The sequence below is a fragment of the Prosthecobacter sp. GW821-HT29F12 genome, assembly GCF_058803405.1.
The window spans coordinates 5,672,360-5,695,176 of sequence record NZ_CM179517.1 but is presented as its reverse complement, the minus strand read 5'-3'; the positions used below and the strand labels follow the sequence as shown (position 1 = coordinate 5,695,176).

Below are 22,817 nucleotides of genomic sequence, written 5' to 3'. Positions count from 1 at the left end.
CAGGTCCCGGAGACCTTTATTGATCTCACTACCAGTTTTTTGCGCAGTGACAGGCCTCCCGAGCATGGCCAAAAAGAGACCCCGCGTGGCAAAGACTGAAGCTTTCGTCGTTTGGATCTCGGTGCCGTCTCGGGTCGTCCGCAGGCGGGAATCCATGATTCCCCGCGTTCTTTACAACCTTGCCGGCTGCAGGAGGGCCTGGCCCACGATGTTGAGCAGCTCCACCATTCCGAAGGGTTTTGGCAGAAAATTTTCGCCTGCCTTCAGCTCTTTTGCGTTGCTCAGCGTGGTCGGAGAGTAGCCGCAGGTGAAAATGACCGGGAGTGTGGGATCTTCCGCTGCCAGAGCTTTCTCCAAATCGAAACCGCTGACCCCACCGGGCAGCTTGACGTCGATAAGCGCGAGTTTGATGACGGCCGACTTCTCACGCCAGATGGCCCAGGCTTCATTGGCATCTGCGGCAGTGAGCACCTTGTGCCCTTGGCTGGTGAGCACATATTCCATCACTTGCCGCACGGAGTCTTCATCATCAACGATCAAAATGGTGGATGCTTCGTCCCCGGTGGTGGTGCTCAGGAGTTTCTTCTCCGGCGTGGGAGGTGTTGGCACCGTTCCGTTGGCGACAGGAAGGCAAATGGAAAACTCCGTACCGACTTCCAGGACACTCCGGCCGTCGACCCAGCCGCCTTGCATGCGCACCAATCCCTGCACCAGGATCAACGCGATGTCCGCTCCGCCTTCTTGATCTGATGAAAGTTTGGACGAGTCAAACAGACCTGCCAGCTCGGCAGGACTCATGCCCTTGCCTGTGTCAGAAATCGTCATGACCACATATTCTCCTGGTTTTGCCTCTGCATGCATCTGGCAGGCGGTTGCAGCGTCTGGGATGAACAGCGGCCTGGTTTGAATCATTAATCTGCCTCCCATCGGCATGGAATCACGTGCATGGATGATGAGATTGAAAATGATCTGCTCCATGGCGGCCTGATCTGCCATGACACTAGGCAGATCGGGGCTGTGGCTGATCTGGATGGCAATCTGCTCACCCATGGCTTTCTGCAGCATGGAGGCCTGTCCATCGATGATCTGCCCGAGATGCAGCGGAGCTGGCTGCATGTATTCGCGCCTGTTGAAGGACACAAACTGTGAGGTAACGCCCGCAGCACGCTGCGTGGCGAGGATGAGTTCTTTCAGCGTGGAGGTCGGCAGCGTGCTTGAGCCGGTGCCATCCTGATTTAGCTGGGCGACTTCCACATGGCCCTGGATCACAGTCAGGTAATTGTTAAAAAAGTGTGCCATCGCATCTGCGAAACGCCCCACGGTTTCCAGCCGCTGGTTCCGGCACAACTGGTCCTCCAACTGCCTGCGATGGTCCTGCTCAAGCCGGAGCCGGTTGCTGACGTCTTCAAAACGTGAGGTCACCTCCAGCAGCTGGGCATTCAGGCTCAGATTGCGGTGTGAGGTTTGATTCTCAGCACTATGCCTGACAGAGAGTGTGCGAATGAGCTGGGTTATCTCGAAGGGGACCAGCCTAAATTTGAAAACTAGCAGATGAGGATTGGACCCTAAGTCGATCGGGATTTGTTCGAATGATTCCAACTGGGAAACAGCATGCAGCACCACATGCAAATCACGCTGTGTCTGCCATAAGCGATTGATGATATACCGATAGTCTTTCCCATAAAAAAGGCGGCCATCCATAATAACTAGGGAAAACGGCTTGTGACTTTGAGCCGCTGCTTCCACCAACGCTAACGCCTCTTTCTCATTCGCAGTGCAAACCAGCTCAGGAGCGGAGGCCGCAGATCTAGCTTTATTGCTGCCATGCTCCGTACCCAGTGAAGCAGAGGAACTGCCACTATGGCTCATGTTCTGCAGTGCATGGGAAATATGCAGATCTTCCTGCAAAGACCGCTCTTCGGTCACCATCAGAATCCGACTACAGGCACTGAGGTTGTGCTGAATGGTATTTAGATACATGTGCAGAATATTAGTCTTGGGTTTTTATAAAATTAATAAAAATAGGTTTATTTAAACTAAATTCCAGATTCACAAGAATTCTTTCAAAAAAGACGGCGCAATGCAGATTTAGGCGAGACCTAAATATTAAATCAACATTTAGGTGCTAAGCCCCTCGGAATGTGGTTCTCCTAAATGCAGCGACATAATGATTTAAATTATTTAGCCCTTCACATGCATCCCATCGCCCTCGAAATGGAAAATAACTCAGCCGCAATGCTGCTACAGGCGCTGAGCAGTCTGTTAAAGGAAGAAGATGCTCAGCGCGTCGATCTCGCACATTTGTTGCACAAAGACATGGCTGGAGGTCTGGTGGCCTGCGCCTCGCTGGGTGAAATGATGCGACACGAACTGGCGAACGGTGGAGACGCGGCGAGCGTCGGCAAATTGCTCGGCAGCCTGGATTCTACCCTGCGACAGACGTTGCAACTGGTTCGGGACATGACGGAAAAGCAGTTTCCTCCAGTTTTGAAGGCCTTCGGGCTGCATGTCGCGCTGCAGCAGCTGGTGCGCAATGTTGGCGAAAATTTTGCCGGCTCTCTGGTTCTCCACATCAGCGGTGATGAGCCGTCATTCGATCTCGCCAGCCGGCTCAATCTGTTTCGAATCATGCAGGCGCTGTTAAAACATTGCGTGCGTTTTGCCAACACCTCATGGGTGGAGGTGACCTGCCGGGCGTCTGCCGAGAAACTGGAAATCACCATCGATCACGATGGTGGCGACAGCATCTGGAAGGAGACCATGGCCGGATCAGAACTGGCCGTCATCGAAGCCCGGTGTGCTCTGCTGGGTTCCCGCATGCAGGTCATGGGCGCCGGACCGGGAGGCAGTTCGCGGGTCTGCCTCATGGCACTTCCATCACCCCAGCAGTCCGCAGCATAAACCTCTTCACCGCATTGAACACTTTCATGCAATCTCCCCCGCCTTTCCGCATTCTGGTTGTCGATGATCATGCGCTGGTTCGTGAAGCTTTCACGAGCATGCTTAAGGGGGAGTTTCCCCAGGCCACCGTCGTCTCCACAGGCACTTGTGCGGAGGCGATGGTTGAAGCCCGCCTCCACAATTATGAAATCGCCCTTGTCGACATCGAGCTCGGGGACCGGTCTGGAATGGAACTGACTACGGAGCTGCGCACCCTGCCCACCCCTCCCAGAATCATCGCTGTTTCGATGCATCAGGAGGAAACGTTTGTCTCGCGCACCATGCAGCTCGGGGCGCGGTCCTATGTGACCAAGGACGCCCCTCCGCATGAGTTGTTTGATGCAATTCGCTGCACTTTGGAAGGGCGCAGTTACATTTCCAGAGAACTGGCGCAAAAGTTTGCAGACCGCTCCATCCGCAAAGGTTCCTCAGGGCAGGTGCATGAGAAGCTTTCCAATCGTGAGCTGGAAGTCCTCATGCAGCTGGCACGCGGCAAAAGCCTCAAGCAGGTGGCGCTGGATCTGTCTCTCAGCCCGCGAACCGTCGCAGTGCACAAGCACAACCTGTGTCGCAAGACCGGGCTGAAAGGGACCGTCGAAATTCTCAGATACTGCCAGTCCAACGGACTGGCTTAACTCAGCCCAACCCAACCATGAATAACCGCGTCGTTTCTTTCATTCTTGCCCTGGGTTTGACCTCAGCGGCGGTGCAGGCATCCGAAACATTCTCCGTGATACCTGACTCCGCCCAGGCGTTGAGCATCGTGGGTGGCAGATATGCCAATCTGAGCGACGCCTCCGCTGTGCGTGTCGCTCCGGCCAACATCCTGAAGATTGAGAAAAGCGAGCTGCTGATCAACACGGCCATGTGGCATTCAGACATTCGCTTTGAGCAGAACGGTGGCCAGAACGTACGGATCAACCGGCCATGGGTGTTTCCCGCGAGCATGTACTATGTGCAGCCGTTGCTGCCCGGCAGGCTGTCCTTTGGACTCGGTGTCAGCACCCCATATGGCCTTGCCGCCTACTACCCCAGAGGCATGGGCGGCGGCCTGCGCTATGCGTTGCCCTACGAGGCCAATCTGCTGACGGTGGACATCACCCCGGCTCTCGCGGTGAAGATCACAGATGATCTCGGCTTTGCCGTCGGGCTCGACATCTTGTATGCCGATCTGACGATGAAGCAGTTCTACTCCTGGAACAACATTATACCAGGTTCGGCGGAGGGAGACATCAAGATTCACGGCCAGGGGTGGGGCCTGGGCGCCTATGCAGGCATCAACTGGACCATTGCCAAAAGACATCGCATTGCAGTGATTGGGCGGCTGCCGGTGAAGGTCAATCTCAGTGGTGACTTCAAAGCCAGCAACATCCCGCCGGCGCTGATTGGCACCTTCAGCGAATCAAGCAGCTTCAAATCCGACATGACCTTTCCTGCCTCCATCTCCGTCGGCTATGGATTTGACGTGACAGACCGCTTCACCGTGGGTTTTGACTTCAAATGGGCGCAGAATTCCTCCCATGATGATCTCCCCCTCTTGATCGGCAACAACCAGGCTTTGCTCGGCGGGTCGACCAGCACCGTCTTTGGGTGGAGAAACTCGCTCGATTTTGGCACAGGGATGTCCTATCAGCTGAATGAACACTGGGCGGTGCGCGGCGGTTATCTCTATTCAGAAAATTCCCAGCCGCAGAACAGCTACACACCGCTGATCCCTGGCAACGACAGGCATGTCTTCAGCCTGGGCGTGGGCTGGCGGGGCAAAACTCGGGGCGTGGATCTCACCTACTCCTGCGTTTACTATCCTGCCCGTGTCATCAGCGGGGCCGCTTCCAATCCGCCCAACCAGTATGACGGCACCTACAAGCATCAGTGGCAGGTGCTGGCGGTGAGCTTCACGCAGAGGTTTTAATTTCAAATATAATGACACCATGTTTATTCTCCTCGTACGTCTCCGGCACCCTCGCTGGGCCATGCCAGAACACGCGGCGAACTTTTTCCAAAAGGCTTGTGTTGTCATCAGCGAGCAAACCGCTTTAGCAGAGGATTCGTAACATGGAGAACAACGACAACGCACTTCCCAATCTCGCTTCCTCAGGGGAGCGGCTCAGTTTCATCATCTGCCGCAACAGCCAGGGGGCTGAAGTGCGCGGCACGCTTCACCGGCTCACACGCTATCTGGGTGTGTTTGAAGTTTACAATCCCTACAGCATTGTTCAGCTCTCTGAAGTCCTGAATGACTTCCGGATCATGATGAATGACCGCGTGGTCTACACCGGCAGGGCCACCATTGCCAACTTGGTGAACACCGGCATCATGCTCATCTGCGAGGCTTCGCTTTCAGATGAAGGCTGGATCGACATCGACATCCTCTCCCCCTCGCAGAACAAGGGCCGCCTGCTGACCGAGTTTGCCGAGTTCTTGCGGGAGACGGAAAAAAGCTATCGCGTCATGCCCGATTTCAAAATCGTGGTGGCCGATATGCATACCATGCTTTCCGACCTGCGCCGCTGGATGGAGCAGGTGGAGCTCGGCGTACGCTCGCTGCCCACCGGAGATCGAATTCAGGCTGAGCGTGAAGTCCTCCTGCAGATGGAGGAGCCCATCGTTCCCACGGTGTATCCGCTGATGAAGCGGTTTGAGGAATCCGCCGCCATCATTCCGCTGGAGCAGCAGCCGGTGCATCGCAGCTACATCAAGCGCCAGCTTCACCCGCTGGTGCTGTGCGCACCGTTTGTTTACCGCACCTATCACAAGCCGCTGGGCTATGCCGGTGACTATGAGATGGTCAGCATGATGCTGCGTGATCCTTATGAAGGCAGCTCGATTTTTGCGAAGCTGCTTAACAAGCTCTATCTGGACATCCCGCCGGTGATCGCCCACCGCAACCGCATCGTTTACCTGGTGGAGCAGCTCAAGGCTGAAACAGCACGTGCAGCCGCCCAGAACCGCGTGGCACGCATCTACAACCTGGGTTGCGGCCCGGCCCAGGAGATTCAAAACTTCCTCACCCATGAGCCCATCTCCGACTCGGCAGACCTGCTGCTGCTGGACTTCAATGATGAGACCATCATGCACACGACGCGGTCTCTGGAAGATCTGCGCAACCGACATCGTCGCCGCACCGGTCTGCGCTTCGAGAAAAAATCCGTGCACCAAGTTTTGAAAGAGTCCGGACGTGCGGCGGCCCAGTCAGGCACGTATGACATGGTTTATTGCGCCGGTTTGTTCGACTACCTCTCCGACCGCATCTGCCGGCGTCTTCTGGAAATCTTCTATGATCTGCTCGCACCCGGCGGATTGCTGATCGCCACCAATGTGCACCCCAGCAATCCTTGGCGGAACTGGATGGAGTATCTGGCCGAATGGCATCTCGTGTACCGTGACGAAGAACAGTTTCTCAAACTGGCGCCTGATCGTGCGCCCCCGGGGTCTTTTGTGGTGAAACCAGACGCCACGGGCGTGAATATCTTCCTCGAAGTACGCAAACCTCTCGATGCCTGATGCTTCTCCAGTTTTAGCTGGTGGCCTGAAGGGAAACTTTCAGGCCTACGAGCAGGACATCCGAGTCCGCAACTATCAGCTCTGCGGCATCCTCGCCGTCGTGTTCATGCTGGCCGGGAGTTCTTTGGACTGGGTGGTGTTTCAGGAGGAAGGCGTGAAGCGCTTTTTCCCCGCACGTGTTCTTTCCGCCGTGGTCAGCGTTCTCGTCTGGCTGGCTTTGACCACCGCCTGGGGCAAACGCATGCACCGCCTTCTCGGCCTGCTCATGGCCATGCCTCTCATTGTCGGGATTGCATGGATGATCTACGCCAAGGGGGGGGCTGAATCACCCTACTATGCCGGGCTGAATCTGGTGATGCTCGGAGCCGCTATTCTCATGCGCTGGACACTGCAGGACAGCATCCTGGTGGTGGTCCTCACGGTGACGTCCTATCTCCTGGCGTGTTATTTCCATGGCCCGATCGTCAATCGCAGCATCTTCTTCAACAACTTGTACTTCCTGTTCGTCACCGGGGTCTTCACCACCGCCGGCACCTGGTTTTACAACACCATCCGCTTCTCCGAGTTCAAGCTGCGTCACGATCTGGACCTCAACCGCGCCGAGCTTGAGGCCAGCAACCAGAAACTGCGTGAGCTCGACGAGGCCAAAAGCCGCTTCTTCGCCAACATCAGCCATGAACTTCGCACGCCGCTGACCCTGCTTATTGCTCCGCTGGAAAGCCTGATCCAGAGCGCTGAATCCACCCGTCCTCAGGAAGAGCGAGACCTGATGGCCACCATGCATGGCAACTCCATGCGCCTGCTCAAGCTCATCAATGATCTGCTGGATCTCGTGCGTCTCGAATCCGGCCGCGCTCAGGTCAACACCAAGCGCGTGAATGTGAACGATTTTATCAGCGGTCTCGCCAACGCCGTCGGCAGCGTCGCGAAAGACAAGCGCATCCATCTGCATTCCCATGTGGATGAAGATCTCGGCACCGTGCTCGCCGATCCGGAGAAGCTGGAACGCATCTGCCTCAATCTGCTCTTCAATGCTCTGAAATTCACCGCCGCAAATGGTCACGTCAACTTCAGCGCCCTCAAGACAGATGGCTGGCTGGCCATTGAAGTGCGTGACTCCGGCATGGGCATTCCCGCGGATCAGCTGCCGCATATCTTCAATCGCTTCTGGCAGGCGGACACTTCATCCCAGCGCAAATTCCAGGGCATGGGCATCGGCCTCGCCCTCGTTAAAGAACTCGCGGAAGCGCAGGGCGGCAATGTCGTGGCCACCAGTGAAGTCGGCAAAGGCACCACCATGACGGTGAACATTCCTCTCCTCCAAGGCGAACCGACCGCCACAGAAGATGATGAGTCGGATGAAACGATCGAGGAAGGAGACGCCGACGCTCCCAAGAACAAGGACTGGATCGCCGAACTCTACCGCCGCGCCGAACTCTTCCCGGCCATGACTTCGCTGCAAGCCACCCTGCGTCCGGTGGAAACCGGCGTGGGTCGCAGCCGCAAACCCAAGCTGCTCATCGCCGACGACGAACCCGACATGCTGCGCTTTCTCAAGAGCCAGCTCAGCGGCACCTTCGAGATTCTGGAGGCCGTGGACGGGCAGCAGGCCGTGGAAAAGGCCGCGCAGTTCCTCCCGGACATCATCCTCTCAGACATGATGATGCCGGAAAAAGATGGCCTGCAGGTCTGCCGTGAGCTGCGGGAGCGCAGCATCACACGCTCCATCCCCGTGGTGCTGCTCACCGCACGTGCGGATGAGAAAACCAAGCTCGCATGCCTCGACGCCGGTGCCAGTGACTTTCTGGCCAAACCGTTCTCGCTCACGGAGATCATGGTGCGTTTGAAAAATCTCGTCGATTCGCGCCTGTTCCAGAAGGAGCTCGTGGTGCAAAAGCAACAGCTCGAAAATGCGCTGGAGCAGATCAAGGAGACCGAATCCATGCTCGTGCAAAATGAGAAGCTCGCCTCCCTCGGCCGCCTCAGCGCCGGCTTGATCCACGAGATCAACAATCCGCTCAACTACGCACGTCAAGGCCTGGGCATCATCAGTCGTGCCACCAAATCCCTGCCCGAGGAAGAACGCGCTGACTTTGCCGACACCGTCAAAGATGTGGAGGAAGGCGTGAACCGCGTCATCCAGATCATCTCCGACCTGCGTGGTTTCACCCGCACGACCAACCAGCTCAATCACGCCTTTGACTTGAAGAACGTGGTGAACACCTGCATGCGCTTCTTTGCTCACGTCTGGAAAGACGGCATCCAGCGTGAGGTGGACATTCCCGAGGAGCTTGAAATCCGCGGCGATAGCAACCAGTTCGTGCAGGTGCTCATCAATTTCATCCAAAACGCCCTGGATGCCATGGCGACCAAGGAATACCCGGAGGGAGAGTCCGCCTGCATCAAGCTTTCCGCATTCGCCCGCGGCAACAGAACCATCCTCTCCATCAAGGACAACGGGCCCGGCATTCCACAGGAGATCCGGGACAAGATCTTTGACCCCTTCTTCACCACCAAAGACGTGGGACAGGGCATGGGGCTTGGACTTTCCATTTGCAACCGCATCATTGCCGACCATGGCGGACGCATTGAAGTACGCAGCCAGCCCGGCCAGTTTACCGAGTTCATTCTCGAGCTACCCTCTACCGACAGCCCCAACAACAACCACGCCGACACCTAGAAGGACTTCCCCATATGCAAAACCAATACGACCTCAAACGCTATGCCGTTCTCTATGTCGATGATGAAGAGAAGGCGTTGAAGTACTTCGAAAAGACATTCGGAGACGAATTCCGCATCCTCACAGCCATCAGCGCGGCCGAGGGGCTCAAACTCATCGAGCAGCATGGTGAGGACATCGGCGTGCTGCTGTCCGACCAGCGCATGCCCGGGGAAAAAGGGGTGCAGCTGCTTGAGCGCGCCCGCCAGCTCCGCCCCCGCCTCGTGCGCATGATGGTCACGGCCTACGCCGACTACGACGTCACGGTGGACGCGGTCAACCTCGGCAGCATCTTCCGCTACATCTCCAAGCCCATCCAGATGGACGATGTGCGCAACACCCTGCACCGCGCCATGGAGTTCTACATCCTTCAGCAGGAGCGCGATGGACTGCTGCAGGAAAAGCTCTCCGTGCTGCAGAACCTGCTCATCACCGACCGCGTCATGGGGCTGGGGGTCGTGGCTGCCGGGCTGAACCAGAAGCTGAACCAGCCTCTGCGCGCCGTGCATGCCTTCCTGGACATCACGCCCGGAAGACTCGGCCAGCAGAACTTTGACCTCGACCGCCTGCGTCAGGCCACCTTCTGGCGTGACTTCCACGCGCATGTGGTGCGCCAGGCCGCCCGCATCGCCGATCTCCTCGGTGAACTGCAGTCCGCCTCCGGTGCCGAGCACAAGATGGATGCGGCCAATGTCATTCAAGCATTGATTGACCAGCAGCGTGCCGCCTTCACCGCCAAGGGTATCGAGCTGAAATTTGAAGCTGCAGGAGCTCTCCCAGCCCTTCAGGCCAGCCGCCCTGCGTTTGAAAAAATGCTGCACCTGCTGCTTCAGACAGAGCTGGCGCTGCTTTCCTCCGGCACACAGGTCACCCTCTCTGCCAAAACAGCGGCCGAGGCCGCCGACGCCGGAGCGCTGCATCTCACCCTCACTGACACCGGTCCTGGGCTCGCCAGCGATGTGCTGCGCTCCGTGTTTGATCCCTTCTTCACTCACGATGACGTCACCACGGATGGCCCCGGCCTCACCCTCATGGGCGCGTTCTTCCTCGCCTACCATCTCGGTGGCCGCATCACATCCCAGCGCACTGCCAAGGGCCTCATCCTCGACATCGTCGTGCCTGCCGTGGCTCCGACCCCGGTGGCCGCCGTTGACAGCAGCCGCGAATTCATCACAAACGTCCTCATGAACGACATCCTCTGGGAGCGTCTGCTGCCGAACGGCTGACCCCTCTAAAAAGCACGATATGCCATTCCGCCGCACTGGTGGAATGGCATATTTTTTGCCATTCAAATGCCTGGAGTGCCGCCCGCGACCGCGAGATTTGGCTGCTGTGAGTGTATGAATCCTCATTGCTCCAAGCGTCTTCCCATCTACCTCTTTCCACCACCATGAACCGACCCACGCTTCACACTCTCGCACTGTCTCTGCTCACCACCGCTGCGCTCGCTGATGGCGCGTTCTACGGCGATCCGCCGGACGCGACGCATCCGTGGGCCATTCATGACATGAACCGTCCGCAGCCCGTGCGCGTGGAGCCGGGCACGTTCAGCTCTCAGGAAAAGCCGGGCACCCCGCCTTCGGACGCGGTCATCCTCTTCGGCGGGAAGCCGGAGGAGATCGAAAAATGGCAGGCGGACAAAACGCCTGCGGAGCCCACCAAGTGGGAAGTCAAAGACGGTGTTCTGCAATGCGTGCCGGGCAGCGGCTACGTGCGCACCAAGGAAGAATTCTCCGACTGCCAGCTCCACATTGAATGGAGCGCTCCTTCCAAGGTCGAGGGCAACAGCCAGGGCCGTGGCAACAGCGGCGTCTTCCTCATGGGCCAAGTCGAAGTGCAGGTGCTGGACAATTACAACAACCCCAGCTATCCCGATGGCATGGCTTCATCCATCTACGGCATCAACCCGCCGATGGTGAACCCACTGCGTGCACCCGGTGAATGGCAGACCTACGACATCGTCTTCCGCCGCCCGATCTTCAAAGACGGCAAGGAACTCGATCCCGGCTACATCACCGTTTTCGTAAACGGCGTGCTCACCCAGGACCACACGCCTCTCGAAGGCGGTGGCGGTCACATGAAGCGCTCTTCTCCGCGCCCTTTCCCAGACAAGGGCCCGCTCAAGCTGCAGGACCACGGCAACCCCGTCCGCTATCGCAACATCTGGTACCGCCCCCTGCCCAAGCGCGCCATCGAGGGTGGTGAGACCAGCCACATGAGCGAAGCCGCCACCACGGCCAAGCGCGCGGTGATCGCCAAAAACATCCGCGAATCGGCCGCCAAGCTCGAAGGCATCGAGAAGATGCTGCACTACTTTGAGTCACTCTGCTACGCGGACAATGCCGAAGCCCGTGAGTTTGCCATGGCCACTGTGCGGGATTTCGCAAGCGCGATGAAAGAGGTGCCCCCGGGCAAAATCGAATCCAAGAAGAACGAGATTCTGCAGGTGACCAAGGCGCTGCGCTACCTGACCAAGTTCAAAATCCTGCCGGAAGACATCGACGCCAAGAAAGATTTGGAAGCCATCATCAAGGTGGAGGACTGGGAGCCGAAGCCGAAGAAAAAGTAGCCTTGTGCACAGCAACAAGGAAAGCCCTGTTCGGCATCCGCAGGAACAGGGCTGCTTTACACCGCGTCTGCCGCCAGCGCGGCATTGCCGATGATGCCGGCCTCATTGCTGAAGCGAGCGGGCACAATCTGCAGGCGCTCCCAGACCACGGTGCTGAGCATGCTCTGCACCTTGTTTTTGAGCGGTGTGAAGATCAGATCTCCTGCCTGCGCCACACCGCCACCGATCACGAAGGCATCGGGATTGAGCAGCCAGGCGATGCTGGAAATCGCGGTGCCGAGCCAGTCGGCCACCTCGCCCCAGATCTGGCGGGCGATGTCATCCCCGGCCTGCGCCGCATCCGCAATCTTTTTGGGCGTGCATTCGGCAATGTCCTTCTCGATGCCCGCCTCGGAGTAGCGCAGCACGGCGTGCTCGGCGATCTGCTGGTTTCCGGTGTACTTTTCCAGCGCGCCCAGATTGCCGTAGTGACCGGCCTTGCCGTTGTAATCGATGCTCATCTGGCCGATCTCTCCCGCCACGAAGCCGCTGCCGCGGAACATCTTGCCATCCAGCACCAGACCACCGCCGATACCGGTGCCCATCGTGAGGCCGATGACGTTTTTCAGGCCGCGTGCCGCCCCATGACGGAACTCGGCATAGGTCATCGCATTCGCATCATTTTCCACCAGCACGGGCAGCCCGGTCTTTTCGCTGAGGATGGCCTTGAGCGGCACATGCTTCCAGCCGGGGACGTTCGTCAGCTCATGCACAAAACCGTGATCAAAATCCACAAGCCCAGGAACACCGACGCCGATGGCGCAGATGGCTGGGTAAGCTTTTTGCAGCTTCGCAACGCGTGCGGCCATCTCCCCAATGAGCGCGGCTGGCCCGTGGAACTGGGTCGTGGGGATGGGCTCGTCCGTAACGAGCAGTTCATCGCCACGGCACACACCGAGTTTCACGGAGGTGCCGCCAAAGTCGATGCCGATGGAAGTTTTGTCAGTTTCAGCCATAACGCGTCCCGCCTTCAGAGCGGGGCGCGGAGATTGCCCACCAAACGCAGTCCGTGCAAGGTCAAATCAGGGTCGGTGGTGATGTCTTCGCCCATGCCGGAAATGATCCATTCCGCATCCCCACCCGTGGCGACGATGCTGACCTTTTGCCCGCCGAGTTCTTTTTTCAGCGCCTCTAGGATGCCTTTTACCATGCCGCGATACCCAATGGCAGCTCCCGCCAGGATGGCTCCCTCGGTGGACTGGCCAATGGCCGTGGTGGGCTCACGAAGGTCAACCCGGGGCAGCAAGGCGGTGCGCTCGTGCAGATAATCGGTCATCAGCCGCAGTCCCGGCGCGATCACACCACCGATGTAAAACTTGTCAGCGGAGAGGATGTCGAAGGTCACCGCCGTGCCGAAGTCGATGACGATGCCGGGTGCGCCATGCATGTGCGCCAGCGCGACGGCATTTGCCAGACGGTCAGGGCCGATGCTCTCGGGCTTTGGGTAGCGAATGCCGATGCCCATGGGAGTGCCATACCGCAATTCGATGAGCTCATCGCCAAACACCTCGCGGAACGCAGGCACCGCCTTGGGCACGACGCTGCAAATCACAGCGCTTTCAAACTGCCAGCCCTGCGTGACCGCACGCACGGCATCGGGAGAAAGCTCTCGCGTGGCATGCTCCCGGCGTTCGAGAATCGCCTCACTCGTGGCGAGTCCGAATTTCGTACGTCCGTTACCAACATCAATGAGCAGCTGCCTCCGGCTCATGGTTTGGCAGCCTCGTCTTCCTTCTTGGCCTCTTCCTTCTTCTCTTCTTTTTTGTCCCCTTCCTTGGGGGCCTCGCCAAAGGTGTTCAGGTTGAACATGTTTTCAGGCGCGGTCTTGGGTTCTGGAGGCTTGGGGCGAATGGGATCTCCTTCCACGACCAAGGCCTTGGGCGGGTCCTTGACGTATTTCACACACTGATAGAGGAGGTTGTAGTTATGGCGCAGCGCGGCCGGATAGGCGATGCGACCGGGTTCGGTCACGTTTTCTCGCAGCAACTTGCTGGCAAGACTGCCAAAGACATCCCCGCCAATCTTGGCGGCCTGGGCCACGGTGCCGCCGACCACTTGCCCGGCGGCGCCAGCCGCCTGCTTGCCGCCGCTGCGAAACATGTCGCTGCTGATGCGGCGCGCCTGAATGGAGATCGACGCCTGAGAGGAAAGCAGGGTGCCGTCCGGCGCGAAGCTCATTTCCAGACTCGCGTGGTCATCGGAGGAAAACATGCCGCGAAGATGATCCACCCGCACGGAGATGAAAACGCCGCCATCGGGCGCGGTGGTGACCTCGGGCTTGTAGGTGCGGAAATCGACCTCCGAAAATTTGTACTCAGCCGCCTTCTTTTTCTCCTTGGTCCACCCGCCGAGGCTCTCGCCGAATTTTTCAATGTCCACCTCCACGCCTGCGCGGGCAACGCTGGCAATGAGTAGGAACAAGGCGAGGGTACGGAGTTTCATGCGCCAGCACAGTGCTGCAAGAAACAATATTTTCAACTTCGGGGTATGCCGGCCTGCCGCAGCGACAGCCTCCTTAGGTCAACCGTCCCGTGATGTAGGCCTCGGTCTGCGGGTCGCGCGGGTGATGGAAGATGTTCATCGTCTCGTCCTCCTCGATCAGCCGGCCTTTGTAAAAGAACGCGGTGCGGTCGGCGATGCGCTTGGCCTGCTCCATGTTGTGCGTGACGATGACGAACGTGTACTGGCCGCGCAGCTGGTGAATCAGCTCCTCAATGCGCGCGGTGGCGATGGGGTCCAAGGCGGCGCAGGGCTCATCCATCAGCAGAATGCGCGGCTGCAGGGCAATGGCACGGGCGATGCACAGACGCTGCTGCTGGCCGCCGGAAAGCCCGGTGGCCACTTCGTGGAGACGGTCCTTCACCTCGTCCCACAGGGCTGCGGAGCGCAGACTGCGTTCGGCGGCTTCTTCAAGGTCGTGGCGGTCTTTGATGCCGGCCACACGCAGGCCGTATACGGCATTTTCAAAGATTGAGCGCGGGAAGGGATTGTACTTCTGGAAGACCATGCCCACATTGCGGCGCAGGTTGATCACATCGACCTCAGGCGCGTAGAGATCGATGCCGTCGATTTTGATCTTGCCGCTGACCACGCGGGCGGAGTCCACGAGATCGTTGATGCGGTTGATGGAGCGCAGCAGGGTGCTCTTGCCGCAGCCGGAGGGGCCGATGAGAGCCGTCACATCCTCGCTGCGCATGTTCAGATCGACGTCAAAGAGCACCTGGTTGTCACCATAGGCATAGTTGAACTTTTCCACCTGAATGAGCGGCTCTGCGGCAGTGGGAGCTGGAGTGTCGTCGGCCATTGTTAACTGAAAGTGCCGCGCAAATAAGATTCGGTGAGCTTTTCGCGCGGATTGGTGAAGAGCTCCTCCGTGGGGGCAAACTCAACCAGTTTGCCGAGGTGAAGGAAGGCCGTGTAGTCCGAGACACGCACGGCCTGCTGCATGTTGTGGGTGACGATGACCACCGTGAATTCTTTGGCGAGCTGGTGCATCAACTCTTCGATTTTAAGCGTGGAGATGGGATCCAGCGCCGAACAGGGCTCGTCCATCAGCAGCACGTCCGGCACGGTGGCGATGGCACGGGCGATGCACAGGCGCTGCTGCTGGCCGCCGGAGAGGGCGAGGGCGTTCGCATGGAGCCGGTCTTTGAGTTCCTCCCAAAGGGCGGCATGCGTCAGCGAGCGCTCGACCGCTTCATCGAGCACGCTTTTATTTTTCTCACCGTGGATGCGCAGCCCATAGGCCACGTTTTCGTAAATGCTCTTGGGAAAGGGATTCGACTTCTGGAACACCATGCCGACCTGTTTGCGCAGCTGCGTGAGATCGACATCGGCATCGTGGATATTTTTGCCTTTCACGAGCACTTCACCCTTCGTCACACGGGCGCTGGGAACGCGGTCGTTCATGCGGTTGATGCAGCGCAGCAGCGTGCTCTTGCCGCAGCCCGAAGGGCCGATGAGCGCGGTCACGCGGTGGTATTCGACCTTCAGATTGATGTCGAACAGCGCCTTGCTGCTACCGTAGCAAAAATCCATGTCCCGCACCTGAACAACAGGCGGCGGTGTGGACTGGGCGGTGGAATCGGCGGACATGAAAGGAGAAGCAATTACCAGCGATACTTGGCGCGCAGACGTTTGCGCAGCATCACGGAGCTGGCGGCCAGCGAGGCGACCAGAACGAGGAAAACGAAAACAGACCCATACTGCGCACGCTCCGCGTACTCGTTCTGCGGGATCTTGGCGGCAAGCGTGTAGATGTGATACGGCAGGGCTTGCACGGACTCGGTGAAGATGCCGAAGAAGCGCGCCACGCTCTGCTCCCAGTGCGCAAAGATCGATGCATCGGCTGGCAGCGGCGGCAGATCTTTCTGCCACGGCAGCTTGTCTTTGAAGGCCAGCGCAGCGGTGAACATGATCGGGGCCGTTTCACCTGCCGCACGGGCGATGCCAAGGATGCTGGAAGTCAGAATGCCGGGAGTGGCAAAGGGCAGCACGCTGTAGCGGATGGTCTGCCAGCGCGTGGCACCCAAGGCCATGCTCGTTTCACGAAAGCCCTGCGGCACCGCCTGCAGGCACTGCTCGCTCGCAGTGATGATGACGGGCAGGATGACAAAGGCGAGCGTGAAACCGCCAGACAGCACGCAGGTGTCCCATCCTTCAAAGCTCAACGTGGTGAAACCGAGCGGGATGGAGAACACGGAGCGCTCCGCCGGCACATCGACAAACGTCGGCGCGGTCAAAACGAACGCCCCCAGACCAAACAAACCGAACACGACCGAGGGCACGCCCGCGAGATTCAAGATCGCCAACCGCACCATTTCGAGGAACTTGCCGTGCTTGGCATACTCGCTGAGATAGATCGCACAGGCGACGCCGAGAAAAAGCGCGACACCCACGCTGACAACCACGAGCAGCGCCGTGCCCACGATCGGCCCCAGGATCCCACCACCCGAATAGGAGATGGTTTTTTCCGCACGGAAGTTGTCGCCCAGCTTCTTCTTGATCGCGTCGGCTCCGTTCACATCGGTTTCGATGTGATTGCCCTGCTGGTCTTCAATCACGTGCAGCGTGGCGGGCAGTTCGGTGAGGAACTGCGTGTTCACAAACGGCCACTGCGACCGGAACACCACCGGCGCACCTTTGACGAAAATGTGCAGCATGATCGCCAGCGTGATGATTACCACGATGTAGCTGCCGATGCGCAAGGCCCAGCGCGCAGCGGTCTCGCGCTGCTGAATGCCGGAGTTGTCGCCGGCGAAAGGATTGTCGTTGGTGGGGACAGGGGTCATGCCTTATGGGGTTCAAAGCGGCGGGCCACGGCGCGGGCGCACCAGTTGACCAGCAGCGAGATGGCAAACAGCACGATGCCGACCATGAACAGCGCCTGCCAGTGCGAGCTGCCACGTGACACCTCGCCTAGTTCCTGCGCGATGATGCCGGTCAGCGTGTGGGCCGGATGAAATATGACGCCGGGTCCGGCGCTGAAATCAGGAATGGCAATGCGGTTGCCTGCGACGAGCAGCACCACCATCGTTTCACCCACAACTCGACCCAGCCCCAGCAAAATGGCCGAGAGAATGCCGGAGATGCCTGCGGGCACGATGACACGAAAGACAGTCTGCAGCTTGGTGGCACCAAGCGCGTCAGACGCATCAATGTAGGCACGCGGCACGTTGTTCAGCGCATCTTCCGAGAGACTGAACATGGTGGGCACGGCCATGAAAGCGAGCAGACAGCCCGCATTGAACATGTTGAGACGCTCCTGAATCGGGAAACCCGGCACCCATTGCAGCCAGCTCCATTCACTCACGTCTTTGATCAAATTCCCCACCAGCGAGATGCCGATGAACCCCAGCACGACCGAAGGAATGGCCTGGATGAACTCGATCACCGGCTTGATCAGCTCCTTCTCACGCTCGCTGGCAAACTGGTTCGTATAAATGGCGGCCACCACACTGATGGGCGTGGCGATCAAAATAGCGATGGCGGCAATGACGAGCGAACCGGTCAGCAGCGGGACAAAGCCAAAGAAGTCCTGCCAGGAGCTGTTCGTGATCCATTGGGTGCCGAAAAAGAAAGCGCCAATGACGGTGAAAATGGAAACGGGTTTGTCCCAGCGCCAGCCTTCAAGCTTTCCAGCCGCGGCCCGCATTTCCCGGGCATGCACCGGAATCCCTTCACGCACATCGTTGACCAGCGTGCGGGCGGCTCCGGTGCCTGCATCTTTGGGCAGATCAGCAGCGGCCTTTTCAATGACCACGGCATATTTTTCCACCTGCTCGCGCAGTTCAGCCGTGCGTCCGGTGATTTCCTTGATGCTCTCCTCCAGATTCACCGTTTCAGCGACGGATTCCTCCGCCTCCTTGGTCAGGCTGGCTTTTTCTTTTGGATCAGTTTCGGTGGCTGCGGCTTCGAGAAGACGCAGGCGGTTGGTTTCCAGCACCTCAAACTCCACGGCTTTCTCCTTCGTCTCCAGAGCCTTCGCCTTGAGCTCGTCCACCACTTCTTGGAGCGGCTCCGTAGCTTCCTCAAATTCCTCCTGCGCCGTTACAAGAGAAGCAAACTTGGTGCGTGCCTCGCGGTCTTTGGCACTGAAATCCGCCACAAGCGTCTGCACCAGCGGCGGCAGGTCAGTGACCTCTGGTGTCAGCGCAGAGAACTCACGCTGCAGTTGCTCACGTTCTGCGGCACTGAAAACGGCTGGATATTCCAGCGCTTTCGCAGCAGCCGCAGACGCCTCAGCCAGTTCTCGGCGAAAAACCTCGATCTGCTCCGGTGCTGGAGGCGTCTTCTCCAGCGCCTGCGTGAGCGATTCGCGCGGCCGCGCGGTCTTGTCCTCCACCTGCCGCTTGAGCAAAAAGGCCGCATCACGGCGGTCACGCGCTGTCTTGCTCAGCGTTTCAAGGGAAGCACTCACCGCCTGGCGCAGGCTGCTGGAAAGCGCCTGATTCCGCTGCAGCGGCTGGTCGATGATGTCACAAAACTCCAGCCCCGCCCGGCGATAGGTCTGCAGCTCGCGCTGGTAGGTGGGCAGAAAATCAACGCCCTCACGCAGCAGAAACACCATGATCAGCACCAGCACGATGATGGCCACGCTGGCATTGCTGCCGAAGAAATATTTGATCAGCTTCTGGGGATCCACCCCAAGAATGGTGTGCTTGCGACTCCTGAGCAGCACGCTGCGCAGCGGCGGTCTGCTGGGCGTCGGGAGGCTGTTCATGCGGCTATGAGGGAAGAATGCACCAGAGTTGAAAACAAATCCGGCGGTCGAGACACGTCTCTTCCGCCGGACTGGTGAATCGGTCAATCAACAGTTATTTCGCAATGCTCAGAGGGACAAAGCCCGCCTTGTTGACAATGGCGTCGCCCGCAGGGCTGAGGCAGAAGTCGATGAAGGCCTTGATGGTGCCGGTTGGCTCGCCGCTGGTGTAGAGGAAGGTCGGGCGGGACAGCGGGTAGGACTTCACCGCCGCTGGGCTTGGGAAGGCACCTGCGATGGAGACCACCTTGATGCCCTTCGCACCCGAATACGCGTAGCCGACATAACCGATGCCGTTTGGATTGGAGCCCACTTCAGCGGCAATCTGCTCATTCCCAGCCATCTTCTGGCTGTTTTTGCCATACTCACGGCCTTTCATGGCCAGACCGATGAAGTCTTTGTACGTGCCCGAGGATGTGTTGCGGGTGTAAACCGAGATGGGGCCGGGGGTGCCACCGACTTCGCTCCAGTCCTTGATGTCACCGGCAAAAATCTGCAGCAGCTGCTTTTTGGAGAGATCGGACACGGGGTTGTTCTTGTTCACCACGACGGAGATCATGTCCCAGGCGACTTCGTATTCCGTGAGGGTCACTCCCTTGCTGCGGCAAAGTGTGCGCTCATCTGCCTTCACCTTGCGGCTGGACATGCCCACCTCCGCCGTGCCGGAGGCCAGATTCGTGAAAGCGGTGGAGGAACCTTCCGCAGCGATGTCAAAGCTGACTTTGCCGCCCTGCTTCTTGAAGGATTCGGCCAGCTGCGGGACGAGCTTGGCTCCGAGGGTGTCGGATCCACGGATGCGCAGGGTGGTCTGAGCCTGAAGCGAAAGCGCTGCAGTCAGGGTGGTGACAAGGGTAAGGAAGGCGATCTTCATGAGGGTTGTAGGATAGTGTAAGGCGATAAGCTTGTCCGCCGGCAGTTCGCGGGTGACGAGGCGGATATTGGCGGAAGGGGGAAGGTGGTCAAAATGCACTCTGTGACGAAAGCGTCACATACAGAATACGGAGTCCTCCGCCTCCCCTCAAGAGTCAAATGCCATGTGAATAACTCCGATTCGTGACGAAAGCGTCACATTAAGGATCTCGCGGGGGATTCCGGTTACAGCCATGTGACATTCCTTTCCTAGGGGATACCACATCGCCTGGGGGAGCTCATTCAACTCACCTGACTCACCTCACACATGCGCCTCAAACATTCCCGCATATCCCGTGTCATGGCTGCTCTTGCAGCCGTCGCCATCGCCCTGCCACCCTCCTTGCCAGTTGCCGCCGGCCCTGCCATGGAAAAGCTCTTCTCCATCATGAAGGCCAAGGGCACCCTCAGCCAGGAGGAGTACGACATGCTCGTCGCCGCCTCCCGTGAAGAGGACAAGGAAAGGGACAAAGCCCCGGTGGCAGCCGCTCCGGTGCCAGCCGTTTCAGCTCCTGCAGCCGGTTCCACGGCAAACACCTCCGCTCTCGAAAAGCGTCTGGCCCAAACCGAAAGCAAGGTGGGCAATCTTGAGAATGCCTTGAACCGCGCTGGCGGCACCACGCTGGAAAAACGCCTCTCTCAGACCGAGAGCAAGGTGGGCGATCTCGAAAACGTCATTTCCACGACCCGCGGGCAGATTGAGGACATCTCCAAGATCACCGACAACACCTCGCCCTCCACCATGTCGGCAGCAGAGCTCGACACCCTGCTGGCTGACAAATGGTACGAGCGCCTGAAAATGAAGGGCTACCTTCAGGTGCGCGCGGATTCCGTCATGCACGAAGAAGGCGGTCAGCTGCATGTTCAGAATGATTCGTTTGCCAATGACCAGTCGAGCATCGGCATCCGCCGCGGCCGTCTGGCCTTCAGCGGCGACCTGACCAACCACGTCTATCTCTATTTCCAGGCAGACTTGTTTGGCGGTGTCAATGGCAATGGCGGTGTGCAGGCGCGCGACTATTACGCCGATGTTTCCCTCGACCCAGCCCGCGAACATCGCGTCCGCATGGGTCTGTCCAAAGTCCCCTATGGCCACGCCATCTTGCAATCCTCCCAGAATCGACTCGCCTTGGAGCGCCCTGAAGCCATCAGCACTGCTATCGAAGGCGAGCGTGACTTTGGCGTCTACTACATGTATGCCCCTTACGAGATCCGCGAACGTTTCAAAAACCTCGTCAAGATGGGTCTGCGCGGTTCGGGTGACTATGGCATGATCGCCTTTGGTGCTTTTTCCGGCCAGGGCATCAACAAGCCGGACACCAACGGACAGCCTCATTGGGTGGCCCGCGCCACCTATCCCTTCGAGTTCGAGAACGGTCAGTTCCTCGAACTCGGAATCCAGGGCTATGCTGGGAAATTCAACACCACCACGGCAGCCATCCCCGGCGTGGGCACTCCTGCCAATGGCAACGGAGGCAACCGCGGTTTCACCGATGCACGCGTCGGCATTTCCGCCATCTTGTACCCGCAGCCCTTCGGCATCGAAACCGAATGGAACTGGGGCAAAGGCCCGCAGCTCTCCAGCGACATGCGCACCATCACCTCCTCCAGTCTGAGCGGTGGCTATGTGCAGGCAAATTACCGCCACGTGTTTGCCAACCAGCGCGAAATCATTCCCTTCGCCCGCTGGCAGACCTACAACGGCGGTCGTAAATTTGCCGTCAACGCACCGAAGGACAAGGTCAACGAAGTCGGCTTTGGTTTCCGCTACATCCCCTACCCGGAACTGGAACTCACGGCCATGTTCATGCACGGCATGCGCACCAACACCAACGTGGCTCCTTACAGCAACGTGAATTACGACTACCTCGGCGTGCAGGCCCAGGTCAATTTCTAAGCGCTCATTTTTTGGTTAAGGTTGAGTGGGAGGCCGGATGCATCGGGAGTGCGTCCGGCCGCTTCGTTTTCAGGCGGTTAAGACGAACGGATGCAGGGTTGCTTTGTCTCACCTCATCCTCTAGTTTCTCCTTCGCTCCAAATCCAGCGGCCTCATGGAAACCACACTCCAGCAGATTCTTTATGTTGCGGCAGTCATCGTTTTTGCCATCGCCTGCCGCTCCTTCAACAACCGCTTCATCCAGAAGCTGGGCTGGCTCGCGTTGCTGGGTGCCTCCTATCTCAGCGGTTACTACCTGACCTACTCGCACATCGGTGGTGCCATCTTTGTCGCTGCCTGGTTCATGCTGCCGTGGATGGAAATTGTCTTCCGCGTTCGGCGGCTGCGCTTCCCCATCAAAAGCGAGGTCAAGCACCGCTTCCCCCCTTCCCGCGAGGTCTTCCCTGAGCTCTCCGAGCTCAGCAGCGAGGCGGATGATGCCGGATTCACCGAAGTCGGCGACACCGGGTGGAAGTTCAGCCAGACAGACTACTTCATGCGGCTCTTCTACCATGCGGAAAAACGCATGCAGGCAGCCATCGCGCTGGCACAGCAGGGCGATTTTGGCTTTTCGTACGTCAGCCTCACTTCACGCACCACCAGCGGAGTCACCTTCACCACGACGAACTACCCTTTCGCCGCCACGATGAAGCACTCCCCCAAGCAGCGACTGAACCGCTTCACCCATGCGGGCTCGTTCTCAGACCTCCTGGAGCGCCATGAAGACTTCCTCCACCGCGAAGGCGTCCGCTCCGAAGACCTGGCGCTACAGGACACCGAGTACCTGCACGCCTATATCGAGCGTGACATGAGCGTGCTGATTGACCACAACATCACCGCCGGCGTCATCGAGCCCACCGGCAACGGCGAATTCCGCTATTCCTGGCGCGGCTGCATCTTCCTCTACTGGCAGGTCGTGAAAGACATGCTGCGGGTGTAG

18 protein-coding genes are annotated in these 22,817 nt (G+C 58.6%); 9 read left to right on the top strand and 9 right to left on the bottom strand.

Features of this window, described 5'->3' with window-relative positions:
• Positions 1-171: 171 nt before the first annotated feature.
• On the bottom strand, positions 172-1,980 hold the full coding sequence (locus AC3RLQ_RS23645) for a response regulator (protein WP_493031119.1): 1,809 nt from the start codon (positions 1,978-1,980) through the stop codon (positions 172-174).
• A 213-nt stretch (positions 1,981-2,193) separates the two neighbouring features.
• Here AC3RLQ_RS23645 and AC3RLQ_RS23640 point away from each other — a divergent pair, with 213 nt between their 5' ends.
• From AC3RLQ_RS23640 to AC3RLQ_RS23610, 7 genes are all read left to right on the top strand, one after another.
• A complete protein-coding gene (locus AC3RLQ_RS23640) occupies positions 2,194-2,901 on the top strand; it encodes a hypothetical protein (RefSeq protein ID WP_493031118.1) in 708 nt (235 codons plus the stop codon).
• A gap of 26 nt (positions 2,902-2,927) precedes the next feature.
• A complete protein-coding gene (locus AC3RLQ_RS23635) occupies positions 2,928-3,575 on the top strand; it encodes a response regulator (RefSeq protein ID WP_422321643.1) in 648 nt (215 codons plus the stop codon).
• 17 nt (positions 3,576-3,592) lie between these two features.
• Positions 3,593-4,852, top strand: coding sequence for an OmpP1/FadL family transporter (locus tag AC3RLQ_RS23630; protein WP_493031117.1), 1,260 nt, complete (start codon positions 3,593-3,595; stop codon positions 4,850-4,852).
• 143 nt (positions 4,853-4,995) lie between these two features.
• Positions 4,996-6,444, top strand: coding sequence for a class I SAM-dependent methyltransferase (locus tag AC3RLQ_RS23625; RefSeq protein WP_422321641.1), 1,449 nt, complete (start codon positions 4,996-4,998; stop codon positions 6,442-6,444).
• Complete coding sequence (locus AC3RLQ_RS23620) at positions 6,437-9,124, top strand: ATP-binding protein (protein WP_493031116.1); 2,688 nt, start codon at positions 6,437-6,439, stop codon at positions 9,122-9,124. The genes AC3RLQ_RS23625 and AC3RLQ_RS23620 overlap by 8 nt, the downstream gene beginning before the upstream one ends.
• A 14-nt stretch (positions 9,125-9,138) precedes the next feature.
• Positions 9,139-10,389 carry a response regulator gene (locus AC3RLQ_RS23615; protein ID WP_493031115.1) on the top strand — a complete coding sequence of 417 codons (1,251 nt, stop codon included), beginning with the start codon at positions 9,139-9,141 and terminating at the stop codon, positions 10,387-10,389.
• 164 nt (positions 10,390-10,553) lie between these two features.
• Positions 10,554-11,732, top strand: coding sequence for a 3-keto-disaccharide hydrolase (locus AC3RLQ_RS23610; protein ID WP_493031114.1), 1,179 nt, complete (start codon positions 10,554-10,556; stop codon positions 11,730-11,732).
• A gap of 56 nt (positions 11,733-11,788) precedes the next feature.
• On the opposite strand, the gene AC3RLQ_RS23605 is transcribed toward AC3RLQ_RS23610, so the two are convergent.
• The 8 genes from AC3RLQ_RS23605 to AC3RLQ_RS23570 all read right to left on the bottom strand — a co-directional run bounded on the left by AC3RLQ_RS23605 (position 11,789) and on the right by AC3RLQ_RS23570 (position 19,903).
• Positions 11,789-12,727 (bottom strand): ROK family protein, encoded by a 939-nt coding sequence (locus AC3RLQ_RS23605; protein WP_493031113.1) that lies wholly within the window; start codon positions 12,725-12,727, stop codon positions 11,789-11,791.
• 14 nt (positions 12,728-12,741) lie between these two features.
• Positions 12,742-13,482, bottom strand: a complete 741-nt coding sequence (locus tag AC3RLQ_RS23600; protein ID WP_493031112.1) for a type III pantothenate kinase — start codon at positions 13,480-13,482, stop codon at positions 12,742-12,744.
• The gene (locus AC3RLQ_RS23595; RefSeq protein ID WP_493031111.1) at positions 13,479-14,213 is read right to left on the bottom strand and encodes a hypothetical protein; all 735 of its coding nucleotides are present in this window, start codon (positions 14,211-14,213) and stop codon (positions 13,479-13,481) included. The genes AC3RLQ_RS23600 and AC3RLQ_RS23595 overlap by 4 nt, the downstream gene beginning before the upstream one ends.
• Before the next feature lie 73 nt (positions 14,214-14,286).
• A complete protein-coding gene (gene pstB, locus AC3RLQ_RS23590) occupies positions 14,287-15,075 on the bottom strand; it encodes a phosphate ABC transporter ATP-binding protein PstB (RefSeq protein WP_493031110.1) in 789 nt (262 codons plus the stop codon).
• A gap of 2 nt (positions 15,076-15,077) precedes the next feature.
• Positions 15,078-15,866 carry a phosphate ABC transporter ATP-binding protein PstB gene (gene pstB, locus AC3RLQ_RS23585; protein ID WP_493031109.1) on the bottom strand — a complete coding sequence of 263 codons (789 nt, stop codon included), beginning with the start codon at positions 15,864-15,866 and terminating at the stop codon, positions 15,078-15,080.
• A 14-nt stretch (positions 15,867-15,880) separates the two neighbouring features.
• On the bottom strand, positions 15,881-17,062 hold the full coding sequence (gene pstA, locus AC3RLQ_RS23580) for a phosphate ABC transporter permease PstA (RefSeq protein WP_422321632.1): 1,182 nt from the start codon (positions 17,060-17,062) through the stop codon (positions 15,881-15,883).
• Positions 17,059-18,993 carry a phosphate ABC transporter permease subunit PstC gene (gene pstC, locus AC3RLQ_RS23575; RefSeq protein ID WP_493031108.1) on the bottom strand — a complete coding sequence of 645 codons (1,935 nt, stop codon included), beginning with the start codon at positions 18,991-18,993 and terminating at the stop codon, positions 17,059-17,061. Before pstC ends, pstA begins: the two co-directional genes overlap by 4 nt.
• Positions 18,994-19,087: 94 nt before the next feature.
• Positions 19,088-19,903, bottom strand: coding sequence for a PstS family phosphate ABC transporter substrate-binding protein (locus AC3RLQ_RS23570; protein ID WP_493031107.1), 816 nt, complete (start codon positions 19,901-19,903; stop codon positions 19,088-19,090).
• A gap of 339 nt (positions 19,904-20,242) precedes the next feature.
• On the opposite strand from AC3RLQ_RS23570, the gene AC3RLQ_RS23565 reads away from it, so the two are divergent.
• Together AC3RLQ_RS23565 and AC3RLQ_RS23560 are read left to right on the top strand one after the other, a co-directional pair.
• The gene (locus tag AC3RLQ_RS23565) at positions 20,243-21,838 is read left to right on the top strand and encodes a porin (RefSeq protein WP_493031106.1); all 1,596 of its coding nucleotides are present in this window, start codon (positions 20,243-20,245) and stop codon (positions 21,836-21,838) included.
• Between the two features lie 154 nt (positions 21,839-21,992).
• Complete coding sequence (locus AC3RLQ_RS23560; protein WP_493031105.1) at positions 21,993-22,817, top strand: hypothetical protein; 825 nt, start codon at positions 21,993-21,995, stop codon at positions 22,815-22,817.